Origin of the sequence: Streptomyces sp. NPDC002018 (genome assembly GCF_042890865.1) — a bacterium.
Classification (GTDB): Bacteria; Actinomycetota; Actinomycetes; order Streptomycetales; family Streptomycetaceae; genus Streptomyces.
Window position 1 is genome coordinate 293,654 of the sequence record NZ_JBIASO010000001.1, and the last position, 11,333, is coordinate 304,986.

Sequence of the window (11,333 nt, forward strand, 5' to 3'; positions counted from 1 at the left end):
TTCGTTTCTCTCGTGACTGTGAATATCCTCGTGTTAGCTTTTCCGAGTGTTCCTTCATGTGAACGTACATTTTCTTGCTTTTGGGAGGCCCTTGTGGATACGTCTGCCGCGAGTATTCCTGTACTGACTCTGGCGCGCGACAAGAATGCCCCTCTCGACCCGCCGCCCCGCTACCGCGAACTGCGGCACGAGGCACCTGTGTCCCGTGTGCGCCTCGATGACGGGGCGCCGCCCACGTGGCTGGTGACCCGGTGGGAAGACGCGCGGACGGTGCTGGGCAGCGCCGCGGCCAGTTCCGACACGACCCGGCCGGGATACCCTTCGCGGACGCCCCTGGCCATGCCGCCGGGTTTCTTCAACTTCCACGACGACCCGGTCCATGCTCTCTTCCGCGGTGTGCTGACCCGGGAGTTCATGGTCAAGCGCATCAACGCGCTGCGCGCTCCGACGTCCCAGATCTTCGACCAGCTCATGAGCGGGATGATCGAACAGGGTCCTCCGGTGGATTTCGTCGAGGCGATCGCGCTGCCGTTGCCCTCCTTGGTCATCTGCGAACTGCTCGGTGTCCCGTACGAGGACCACTCCTTCTTCCAGGAGCATTCGAAGGTCCTCATCGACACAGCGGTTTCGGGCGAGGCGAAGATCACAGCGCAGATGGCGCTGGCCGACTACCTGGAGGGGCTTGTCGGGCAACGGCGCCGCGAGCCGAGGGACGACCTGATCAGCAGGCTGGGCGCACAGGTCGACGCGGGAACCTTTTCGGTACGGGACGCGGCCGACGCGGGCGCGTTCCTGCTCTTCGCGGGCCATGAGACCACGGCCAATATGATCGGTCTGGGAGTGCTGGCGCTGCTGGATCACCCCGACCAACTGCCTCGTCTTCATGCGGGAAGCGCCGAACTGGCGAACGCGGTCGAAGAACTGCTCCGCTACCTGACGATCGCGCAGTCGGGACTCAGCCGGGTGGCGACCGAGGACATCCAGGTCGGCGATGTCACGATCAAGGCCGGTGACGGTGTGATCATCATGGTCAATTCGGCAAACCGTGACGAGGCCGTGTTCTCCGCGTCCGACCGTCTCGACCTGTCCCGGAGCAACGCGCGGCAGCATGTCGCCTTCGGCTACGGCATCCACCAGTGCCTCGGCCAGCCGCTGGCCCGCATGGAGCTTCAGACCGTACTCCCGGAGATTTTCCGGCGACTGCCCGACCTGCGCGTCGACCCTGAGCGGGAGGTCACCTTCAAGAGCACCGCGGCTGCCTACGGCCCCAGCTTCCTGCCTGTTCTCTGGTGACCCCCCGGAACAGCACCGAGCCGCAACAGCGCCGAGTGAGGAAGGAAAGAGAACCCATGAATATCGAAGTGGACGTACCCCGGTGTGTGGCTTCCGGCCAGTGCGTCCTGATCGCTCCGGAGGTCTTCGACCAGCGGGACGAGGACGGCATGGTCGTCCTGCTCGACACGTCGCCTCCTCCGGCTCGGCACGCGGCAGTCCGGGAAGCGGCGCTGGTGTGCCCGGCTGCCGCCATCAAGGTGACAACACCGTGAAGCGCGTCGTCGTGGTCGGTGCCTCGGCCGGCGGGCTGGCCACCGCCGAGGCGCTGCGCGGGCTCGGGTTCGCCGGCGGGATCACCCTCATCGGCAGCGAGCCCTCCCTTCCGTACGACAGGCCGCCCCTGTCGAAGCAGATCCTCGCGGGGGAACTGGGGCCGAACCAGATCCTGCTGCGCTCCCCGGAGGACCTCGACGCCCTGGACCTGGACCTGAGGCTCGGGCAGACGGCCGAGGCGGCCGACACCATCGGGCGGAAGGTCGTGGTCGGCGGCGGCCGGATCGGGTACGACGCCTTGGTGGTGGCCACGGGGGCCCGTCCGCGGCGTCTGCCGGGCAGTGAGGGGGTGCGCGGAGTGCACCACCTCAGAACGCTCGAAGACGCGCTCGCTCTCAGGACGCACCTCGCGCCGGGGCGTCGTCTGATCGTTGTCGGGGCTGGATTCATCGGTGCCGAAGCCGCTTCCGCCGCTCGCGGCCTGGGCGTGGAGGTCACCATGATCGAGCCCGAACCCGTGCCCCTGGCACGGGCTCTCGGACCCCTCGTCGGGAGAATGCTCGCCGACGTGCATCGCGATCACGGGGTGGTCCTCCGGACCGGTACCCCGGTGGACAGCGTTCTGAGCAGCGGTGGGCGGGCGACCGGTGTCCGGCTGGCCGACGGTAGCGAAGTGGACGGGGACGCCGTGGTGGTCGGCATCGGCGCGCGCCCCAACACGGAATGGCTGAGGGGCAGCGGACTGACCCTCGCTGATGGTCTCGTCTGCGACGAGTACTGCCGGGCCGCGCCGTCGGTCTACGGAGTGGGGGACGTGGCACGTTGGCACAATGCGCTGTTCGGCGGTTCGATGCGGGTGGAACACCGCACGAACGCGTCGGAGGCGGGTCTCGCCGTCGCCCGCAATCTGCTCCGGCCCGCCGAGCAGCGCCCCTTCACGCCGGTCCCGTACTTCTGGTCCGACCAGTACGACCTGAGGATCCAGGCATACGGTCATCTGCGAGGCCATGAAGAGGTGGCCATTGTCGACGGCGGTCCCGACCGGCGCCGATTCATCGCGGCCTACCGCAAGGAAGACCGGCTGGTCGGCGTTGTGGCGGTCAACTCCCGCCCTGGGGCAGTGCGTACATGGCGCGCTGCGATTGCCGACCGGCGGCCGTGGAGGGCGGTCGCCGGTGATGCCCCGGCCCCGCTGTAGGTCGCCCCGATCGGTCGCTGTGCTCCGCTACGGCTTCGCCTGTGCCACGGCGCGGAACCCCGCCATACCGGCCTGTTCACCGTCCTCACGGTTCGAGCCGCCCCCCGGCGCGCGGTCCGGATCGATGAGGGTCCTGGCGAGCAGGCGCAGCAGGTCGTCCTGCTCCATACGGGTCAGGCGGATCAGAGGGCACGACTCCTCCAGAGCCGCCAGTGCCTTCTCCCGTGCGGCGCTGCCGGTCTCCGTGAGGGCGAGCACGCGAAAACGCCGGTTGGCGGGGTCCTCGGTCCGGGTGATGTATCCCAGCTTCACCAGCCGGTCGGAGAGGAAGGTGAGGCTGGAAGCGTTGCACCTCAGGCGCTGCGCCATCACCTTCATCGTGGGCGCCGGTTCTTCCGGGTCCATCGCCCACAGCGCGTAGGCGGTCGACATCGTCAGACCGAGAGCGGAGAGCGCCGGTTCCGCCCGGTGGGTTGTGGCCATGACGATCTCGTAGACCGCTTCCAGCGCTGACTTCGGCGAAGGTCTCATGACCTCATGGTATGTGACTCGCATCGTACGACGAATGTACGGTGCGCCATTCGAAAACTTCGACTCTCGAAAGATGACCGAATGACTTCGACCCCACTGACGCTCCCGAACCTGTGTGGCCGGACGTACGCGGTGACCGGTGGCAACGCCGGTATCGGCTACTTCATTTCCGAACAGCTCGCGGCGGCCGGCGCACACGTCGTCGTCCTCGGCAGGAACCCGGAACGGCTCGGGGCCGCCCTCGACTCGATCACCACCCGACAGGAGTCGGCCCGCGTGACATCGGTGCCGCTGGACCTGGCCGATCTCAGCTCCGTGGCCGTGGCCGCCGAGACACTGCGCGGCCTGGACCGGCTGGACGGACTCATCGCGAACGCCGGGATCAGTGACCCCGGACGGGAGCGCCGCACCACGCCCCAGGGCTTCGAACTGGCCATGGGCACCAACCACCTCGGCCATTTCGCGCTGACGGCCCTCGTCATGCCGCGCCTGGCGGCCACCCCGGGGAGCCGGGTCGTCGCCATCGGCAGCATCATGGCCAAGACGGCCAAGTTCGACCCGGACGACCTGCAAAGTGAGCGGTCCTACCGTCCCCAGCGCGCCTATACCCAGTCCAAGCACGCCGTGCTGCTCACCGCCTTCGAACTCGATCGCCGGCTGCGAGCGGCGGGTGCGGACGTCCAGTCCCTCGCGGCTCACCCGGGCCTGAGCGTGGACGCGTTCAGCCCCGCTCGCGACGGCGTTGTCCAGTCCCCGGCCTTCGGGCGCGTTCTGGGACGACTGCCGCTGCCTGTGCAGGGCAAGGACCGCGGCGCGTGGTCCGCTGTACACGCTGCTACCGATCCCCGTGCCCGGGGAGGCCAGTACTACGGTCCGCGGCGAGGCAGTTCCGGGCGGCCGGCCCTGACCCGCCCCCCGCGGATCGGCCTGGACGGGGCGGTGGCCTCGCGTCTGTGGAACTGGTCCGAGAAGCTGACCGGCATCACCTTCGACCCGGGGGCCGGCCGGGTGTGAGCTTTTCACGGGTGTCCGGCCGGTGCGTAGCCGGAAGCCGACGGGTGGACATCGGGACCGACTGGCGTCGCCGCAATCCTTTGGTGAATACTATTCACCAAAGGTGAATTCAGTTCACCTCGATGTGTGGAGTCCCTATGTCACCCGCCGCGTCCCCCGCCTTCGAAGCCGCTCTGAAGCGCATCGGCAGAGGCTTGTACGTCAGCCTGACCACGTTCCGCAAGGACGGCCGCACCGTCGTCACGCCGGTCGGCTGCGTGATCGAAGGCGCCACCCTGTTCGTGCTGACCCCACCCGGCACCGGAAAGGTCAAACGTATTCGCAACAGCGGGCGCGTGGTGATCGCGCCCTGCAATGGGCGGGGGACCGTTCCGGCCGGCGCTCCCGAGGTCGAGGGGGTGGCACGTCTCCTGGACGAGCGGGAGATCGCCCGGGTTCAGCACCTCATGGCCGAACGGACCTTCCTGTACCGCCTGGTGCTGATCGCCGACCGTGTACGGAGGCGGGAGCGCCCGCTCGTCGCCATCGCGGTGACGGAGTCCTGAGCGACGGGCCCGCCCTCGCGGGCCTCGCTCGGGCTGCTCCACCGGCGCCCGCATCCGGAAGACGTGGTCGGTGCGGTCGTCGACCGGCGCCGAGGCGTACGCCCGTCGGCCCTCGGGCGGGCCGCAAGCGGGCCGCCCGAGGGAATGCGGGGTCACATGTGGACGACCGCGGCGCCCTCGGGAGCGGGGGCGGGGCGACCGGGCCGGAACAGGAGGGCCGCGATGACGGCGCCCGCCGCGAAGAGTCCCGCGGACCACCAGTAGGCGGCGGAGTAGCTCTCCAACTGGGCCTGGACCAGGTGCGCGGGCGTGCGGCCGTGGTCGGCGAGGTAAGCGCCGGCGGCGCCGGCGGCCAGGGTGTTGAGCAGCGCGGTGCCGACGGCTCCGCCGACCTGCTGCATGGTGTTGACGGCGGCACTGGCGGCACCTGCGTCGTGCGTGGTGACCCCGGTGATGCCCAGGCTCATGGCGGGCGGCATGACCAGGCCGAGGCCGGCGCCGAGGACGAGCAGCGGGGGCAGGATGTGGGCGGCATAGCCGCTGTCCAGATCCAGGCCGGTCAGCATCAACAGGCCGGCGGCGGCCATCAGCATGCCGACGGGAACGACGGTCCTCGGTCCGAGGCGCGGGATGAGGACGCTGATGGACATCTGTGCGACGACCATGAGAATGCCGATCATCGGCAGGAAGGCGATGCCGGTCCTGACCGGTGTGAAGCCCAGCAGCGCCTGCATGTAGTACGTCAGGAAGAGGAAGACGCCGAACATCCCGGCGCTGGACAGGGCGACCATCAGGAAGGCCGCGCCACGGGTGCGGTCGGCGAGGATGCGCAGGGGCAGCAGGGGATGGCGCGCGCGGGTCTGCCACCAGGCGAAGGCTGCCAGCACCAGACCGGCTGCGGTGAGGAGGCCCCACGTCTGCGGCGAGGACCAGCCGTGTCGCTCGGCACGGGAGAAGCCGAACACCAGACCGAACAGGCCGGTCGAGGCGAGCAGCGTGCCGGGCAGGTCGAGCCTGGGCCGCCGCGCGGGTGCGCCGCTTCGCATCAGAAGCATCCCGCCGACGAAGGCGAGCGCCGCGAAGGCGAGGTTGACGTAGAGGGTCCAGCGCCAGTTCAGGTGCTCGGTGAGGAGGCCGCCCAGAAGCAGGCCCAGTCCGCCGCCGGCGCCGCCGATGGCACCGAAGACGCCGAAAGCGCGGGCGCGTTCCCTGTCCTCGGTGAAGGTGTCGTTGAGCAGGGCGAGGGCGGCCGGTGCCAGGAGGGCGCCGAAGAGGCCTTGCAGCGCACGGCCGGTGACCAGGATCTCGAAGTTCTGGGCGGCGCCGGCCAGGGCCGACGCCGCCGCGAATCCGACGGTCCCCACGAGAAAGACGATCTTGCGCCCGAACAGATCGGCGAGCCGCCCGCCCAGCAGCAGGAGACTGCCGAACACCAGGGCGTACGCGGTGACGATCCACTGCCGGTCGCCGTCGCTGAATCCCAGGTCCAACTGGGCGGACGGCAGCGCTATGTTCACGATGGTCGCGTCGAGGACGACCATCAGTTGGGCGAGCGCGATGACGATCAGCACCCACCAGCGTCGTGCGTGTGCCGTGGATGCCCGCAGGGAGGACTCGGAGTCCGTGTGAGGGGGACTCGGAGTGGCGGTCGTGGTTTCCGTCATGGTCGGGTGCTCCAAGGAGTGGCGGAGGGGCAGCGGAGGGAAAGCGCAGGGAAAGCACAGAGAAAGCGCAGGGGAACGTGTGACGGGGCCGAGGCGGCAGGCGTCCCGGGCCCCGTGGTGAATGGCATTCACCAGGCATGGTGAAGAGTGTTAACCTCGTCCTCATGGATGTCAAACGACGTCGGCCGGGGCAGCATCACGGCGACCTTCGCAACGCACTGGAGCAGGCCGCCCTGGAACTCGTGGCGGAGCGGGGACCGCACGGGTTCACCCTGGCGGAGGCCTGCCGCCGGGCGGGGGTGAGCGTGTCGGCCCCTTACAAGCACTTCGCGGACCGGGACGCCCTGCTGGCCGCGCTGGCGGCGCGCTCCTACCGGGAGCAGCACGCGCGGTTCAGTGAGGCGATCGCCTCCGTCGAGGGCGCCGAGGGGCAGTTGGCGGCCTTTGCCGTGGCTTATGTGCGCTTCGCCGCCGATGAGCAGGCGCTCTTCGACATCGCTTTCGGGGCGGGGCTGGGCAAGGAGGAGCATCCGGACCTGGCGGAGGCGGGGAGCGCCCTGCGTGATCTGCTGATGCCCGTCGCGCGCCGGATCGTTCCCGACGACGCCGTCGCCTTCGACCTCATCGTGTCGGTGGCCGCGTCCGCCCATGGCCTGGCGGTCTATGTGCAGCAGGGCCTGCTCAGTGCTGAGCGTGAACCGCTGGCCGCGGCCGAACGGCGAGCCGGGTGCATGGTGCACGCGATCGTCACCCAGGCGTGCGCCGATCGATGAGTGCCTGCGTTCGGTGGCCGGGCGTGCCGGCCCCGGTCCCTGGGTCTCGCTGGACGCGGGGCGGCGAAGCCGTGGCCGTACGCCCCCTGACGCGCCGAGGGCGACCTGATGGCCGCCTGCCTGTGACGCGGGCGCGGCTCGTGGATGGGGCGGTCGCGGGCCGCGGCCGACGCTTACGGGTCCGCTCTCTCCCGGCGGGCCCAGCGGGAGTGGGTCGGGACCAGTGGGCCGGGACCAGTGGGCCGGGATCAGTGGGTCGGGACCAGTGGGTCGGGACCAGTGGGCGGTGGGGCTGTTCGGCGCCCTGCCGCCTCCTTCGGCCGTCATGGCGGCGCCGGGTGGTCGATCATGCCTCCTGCCGGGCGTGCCTCATAGGGAACCGCCGGTCGCCGTCACGTCTTGCTGTTCCCGGTGCTGTAGGAGCGCGCTCCCGTGCCGGCGAGCTTGCCGCCCTTGACGATGAGGTACTCGTCACGGATCGGACGGTCCTCCAGCCAGGATTCCAGGATCTCCCTGGTTCCGGCCGCGTATCGGGCCTGTGCCGGGAGCGACGAGCCCGACATGTGCGGTGTCATTCCGTGGTGGGGCATGGTGCGCCAGGGGTGGTCGGCCGGCGGGGGCTGGGGGAACCACACATCGCCCGCGTATCCGGCGAGTTGACCGCTCCTGAGGGCGCGGACTATCGCGTCACGGTCGACGATCTCCGCCCGAGCCGGGTTGACGATGTAGGAGCCCTTCTTCATCGAGCCGATGAGCTCGTCGTCGAACAGTTCCTCGGTGGCGGGCACGAGCGGCGCGTGGATGGAGATGACATCGCACACCTGCACCATCGAGCGGATGTCCTGGTGGTAGGTGAGGTCCAGCTCCTCCTCCAGTTCGGTACGCCGGTGGCGGGAGCTGTAGTGGAGTTTCACACCGAACGGCTTGAGCCGGCGCATGACGGCCCGGCCGATCCGTCCGGCCGCGAAGATTCCCACATGCATGGCTTCGAGGTCGTAGGAGCGTTCGACGCAGTCGGCGATGTTCCAGCCGCCCTTGAGTACCCACTCGTAGGAGGGGATGTAGTTGCGCACCAACGCGAGGATCTGCATCACCGTGTGCTCCGCGACACTGATGCTGTTGCTGTAGGTGATCTCGGCGACGGTGACACCGTGTTCCATGGCCGCGTCGAGGTCGACATGGTCGGATCCGATGCCCGCCGTGATCGCCAGCTTGAGCCGGGGGGCCCTCGCCATGCGTTCGGCCGTCAGATAGGCGGGCCAGAAGGGCTGGGAGATCACGACGTCCGCGTCGGGCAGTTCACGGTCGAGGACCGAGTCGGGCCCCTCCTTGTCGCTGGTGACCACCAGGGTGTGGCCCTCCTTTTCGAGGAACGGGCGCAGGCCCAGCTCACCTGAGACGCTGCCCAGCAGATGGCCCGGCACGAAGTCGATGTCGTGCGGTGCCGGGACTGTCTGCCCGCCCGGATATCTTTCGATCTCGGGGATCGAGTTCCGGGCGTACGTCGGGGGATATCCGTCGACGGGGTCGTCGTAAAGAACACATATGATCTTGGACATGCTGGTCTCCTTGACCGTTCGGCCTGCCACCGCATTGCCCCAGCACGGGGGCGAACCATCTGCTCCACTCCGCCTCGGCGCAAAGGCGCTTGTCGGCGTGACCCACACCGTGGAACGGGCCGTGTCGTATCTCTCCATCTAAAGAGGTGCGTGCGATGCACGCAAACGGGCGAGCTGCACTTGTGGCCGGAGCGGCATGGTGCACTGTGGTGCGGTGCATTCCCGGCGAAGTGATCAGAGAGGCGTCTGAAATGTGGGATGATATTTTTGAACTACACATCGCGGTCGTCGAAAAAGTAATGCGGACGCTGATGGTGTATGTCCTCATCCTGATCCTGTTCCGCTTCACGGGAAAGCGTGGCCTCGCGCATCTCAACGCATTCGACTTCGTCGTCATTTTCCTTCTGTCGAATATCGTCCAGAACGCGATCATCGGGGACGATCAAAGTGTGACGGGTGGCGTGATCGGCGCTGTCACACTGGTCGCGGCCAACGCTGCCATCAACCGCTGGCTGGCGGTCGACGAGCGGGCCGCTCATGTCATCGAGGGGACACCGACCACGGTGATCGAGGATGGAAAGCCCGTGCAGAAGGCCATCAAGCGCCTCGGATTGCGTTCGGACGAACTGGGCGACGCCGTACGCGAACAGACCGGCAGCGAGATCAGCAGTGTCGCCCACTCCCGTCTGGAGCCGGACGGACGACTTGTCGTCGTCCTTCGGCCGGAGGAGAAGAACGCCACTCGCGGCGACGTCGACGAACTGGAACGCCGACTCATCACCATCGAAGACCTTCTGCGTGCCCGCACCGGACAAGCCGATTGACGAGAGCCGAGCGGCGCTCGTTCCTCCTGTCGGGCTGTCAGGTGAGCCGGCAGCGCCGCCGGCTCGGGAAATCAGCTTCCTCCGCTGCCTCGCGTCAGACGTACGGGGCGCGCGCCGACGTGCACACGGACGATCTGGTACGGGGGTACGCGGTCGTCGACGTCGTCGTTGAACAGCGGTGTTCTGGGCAACTGGTTCACGCTGACGTAGAGGTAGCCGTCCGCGGCCAGGGCCAGTGTGTCCGGCCACAGCAGAGCGGGGCCGTGCAGAAGCGTCGACCATCCCCCGTCCGGGGCCCGTTCGAGGACAGCACTGTGTTCGTAGGCTGTCGCGTAGACGGTGCCGACGGTGTCCGACTCCAGCCCGTCGGAGGCGCCTTTGTCGCCCAGGTCCACGACGGTGGCAGCCACCTGCTCGTCGCCGAGTGAGCGGTCGATCAGGGCACTGGTCGGCACGCTGTAGAGACGCCGGCCGGAAAGCGGGCAGTAGTACAGAAGGGAACCGTCGGCACTGATCGCGATACCGTCGGCCCCGACCACGTAATTCTCACGCACCGTGCCCTGGACGATGGCGCGGAAGCCGTCCGTTGCCCTGGTGGACGCGTTGCCCCGCAGCCGGCTCCAACTCCGCCCTGATCCGAGGTCGACCACGATGAGCGCGCCCACGGGCTGGGAATCGGTGACGTACGCGTAGCCACCCGTTCCGCGGGAGAAATCGAAACGCACGTCATTGAGGTAGGTCGTCGGGTTCAGCGCCTCGGCGTCGAGGCGCACGATGCGAACGACCTGATCGTCGGCCGGGTCGACCTCGACGAGTTTCGGCCCGTTCTCGACCCACGGTGCGAAGGACTCGCTCCCCGTGTCGAGCAGCCAGACATGTCCCACGGGATCGGTGATCACGCTCTGCACGGAGACGAGGCTGTCGGCACCGCTCTCCGGCGCCCATTTATTGATCTCGGTACTCGGATAGGCCACAGCCTGGCCCTTCACCACTTCGGCGACGGTGTACGGGACGTCGTCGCCCCATCGCGGGAAGGATACGAAGATGCGCCCCTCATCGGTGACGGTGACGCCCGTCGGCATCAGATCGGTGAACTCCGCGACGACTTCGTAGTCCGGTGCCACCCAACTCCCCAGAGGAGGGGCTCTGTGCGCCGGAGCGGTTGATCGAGTGGACATGGATCTCTCCTCGCAGGGATTCACTGGGCGGTGCCAGGACATCAGCGACGGCCATATCGTCGAATCGCTCGTCATGTTCGCGAGTGCGCGAGTCCGTGAGCCCGCAGGTCCGCACCGCAGAAGACTCGGTGACAAGGATCCCGGACGGCCGACTCGGAGCCCCGGGCTCTTACCTGCCGGCAGCGGTTCCAGGCATACAAGAATACGCCGTCACGGGCAGAGCCGCAGGACACCGAGGACACCGCCGGAAAAAACCAAAGGCAGGGAGAACTCTCTCCCTGCCACTCTCAAGGTATAGCGCGCCGGGGGGCTTGCGGCAAGACCCCGGTCGTGGCGCAGAATCGGCGGCCGATGCCACTACCTGCGGAAATGGTGGCACGACGTGTCGTCGAAGGGAGGACGGTCAGGGATGAGGACGTGCTCGACAAGGCGTTCGACAGAGGTGCGGGCGCCGGTAGTTCGACCGGCCGGTGCGGTGCCACGGAGCACGGCTGCCTCG

General features: G+C 68.2%; 11 protein-coding genes. 7 read left to right on the forward strand and 4 right to left on the reverse strand.

The genetic code is table 11. The features are described 5' to 3' along the window. Positions 1 to 339: 339 nt before the first annotated feature. From ACFYYH_RS01280 to ACFYYH_RS01290, 3 genes are read left to right on the forward strand one after another with little or no spacing between them, the layout of a single operon-like run. Entirely contained in the window at positions 340 to 1,293 is a 954-nt protein-coding gene (locus tag ACFYYH_RS01280; RefSeq protein WP_388544254.1) for a cytochrome P450, read from the forward strand. 56 nt (positions 1,294 to 1,349) lie between these two features. After that, positions 1,350 to 1,547, forward strand: a complete 198-nt coding sequence (locus tag ACFYYH_RS01285) for a ferredoxin (protein WP_388544257.1) — start codon at positions 1,350 to 1,352, stop codon at positions 1,545 to 1,547. Continuing rightward, positions 1,544 to 2,746 carry an NAD(P)/FAD-dependent oxidoreductase gene (locus tag ACFYYH_RS01290; protein ID WP_388544260.1) on the forward strand — a complete coding sequence of 401 codons (1,203 nt, stop codon included), beginning with the start codon at positions 1,544 to 1,546 and terminating at the stop codon, positions 2,744 to 2,746. The genes ACFYYH_RS01285 and ACFYYH_RS01290 overlap by 4 nt, the downstream gene beginning before the upstream one ends. 27 nt (positions 2,747 to 2,773) lie before the next feature. Here ACFYYH_RS01290 and ACFYYH_RS01295 read toward each other — a convergent pair whose 3' ends face one another. Continuing rightward, complete coding sequence (locus ACFYYH_RS01295) at positions 2,774 to 3,277, reverse strand: MarR family winged helix-turn-helix transcriptional regulator (RefSeq protein WP_388544262.1); 504 nt, start codon at positions 3,275 to 3,277, stop codon at positions 2,774 to 2,776. Positions 3,278 to 3,358: 81 nt separating this feature from the next. Here ACFYYH_RS01295 and ACFYYH_RS01300 point away from each other — a divergent pair, with 81 nt between their 5' ends. Both ACFYYH_RS01300 and ACFYYH_RS01305 read left to right on the forward strand, forming a co-directional pair. Continuing rightward, positions 3,359 to 4,291, forward strand: coding sequence for an SDR family NAD(P)-dependent oxidoreductase (locus tag ACFYYH_RS01300; RefSeq protein ID WP_388544265.1), 933 nt, complete (start codon positions 3,359 to 3,361; stop codon positions 4,289 to 4,291). A 137-nt stretch (positions 4,292 to 4,428) separates the two neighbouring features. After that, positions 4,429 to 4,836, forward strand: a complete 408-nt coding sequence (locus ACFYYH_RS01305) for a PPOX class F420-dependent oxidoreductase (protein WP_388544267.1) — start codon at positions 4,429 to 4,431, stop codon at positions 4,834 to 4,836. A 152-nt stretch (positions 4,837 to 4,988) separates the two neighbouring features. On the opposite strand, the gene ACFYYH_RS01310 is transcribed toward ACFYYH_RS01305, so the two are convergent. After that, on the reverse strand, positions 4,989 to 6,500 hold the full coding sequence (locus ACFYYH_RS01310; protein WP_388544270.1) for a DHA2 family efflux MFS transporter permease subunit: 1,512 nt from the start codon (positions 6,498 to 6,500) through the stop codon (positions 4,989 to 4,991). A gap of 164 nt (positions 6,501 to 6,664) precedes the next feature. Between ACFYYH_RS01310 and ACFYYH_RS01315 the strand changes: the two genes are divergently transcribed. Next, positions 6,665 to 7,273 carry a TetR/AcrR family transcriptional regulator gene (locus ACFYYH_RS01315; protein WP_388544272.1) on the forward strand — a complete coding sequence of 203 codons (609 nt, stop codon included), beginning with the start codon at positions 6,665 to 6,667 and terminating at the stop codon, positions 7,271 to 7,273. Between the two features lie 392 nt (positions 7,274 to 7,665). Here the strand turns inward: ACFYYH_RS01315 and ACFYYH_RS01320 are convergent, their stop codons facing one another. Then, positions 7,666 to 8,832: an NAD-dependent formate dehydrogenase gene (locus ACFYYH_RS01320; RefSeq protein ID WP_388544274.1), complete on the reverse strand. Its 1,167-nt coding sequence runs from the start codon at positions 8,830 to 8,832 to the stop codon at positions 7,666 to 7,668. Positions 8,833 to 8,987: 155 nt separating this feature from the next. On the opposite strand from ACFYYH_RS01320, the gene ACFYYH_RS01325 reads away from it, so the two are divergent. Continuing rightward, positions 8,988 to 9,656, forward strand: a complete 669-nt coding sequence (locus ACFYYH_RS01325; RefSeq protein WP_388544276.1) for a DUF421 domain-containing protein — start codon at positions 8,988 to 8,990, stop codon at positions 9,654 to 9,656. Between the two features lie 71 nt (positions 9,657 to 9,727). Here ACFYYH_RS01325 and ACFYYH_RS01330 read toward each other — a convergent pair whose 3' ends face one another. Then, positions 9,728 to 10,834 (reverse strand): SMP-30/gluconolactonase/LRE family protein, encoded by a 1,107-nt coding sequence (locus tag ACFYYH_RS01330; RefSeq protein WP_388544278.1) that lies wholly within the window; start codon positions 10,832 to 10,834, stop codon positions 9,728 to 9,730. Between the last annotated feature and the right edge of the window lie 499 nt (positions 10,835 to 11,333).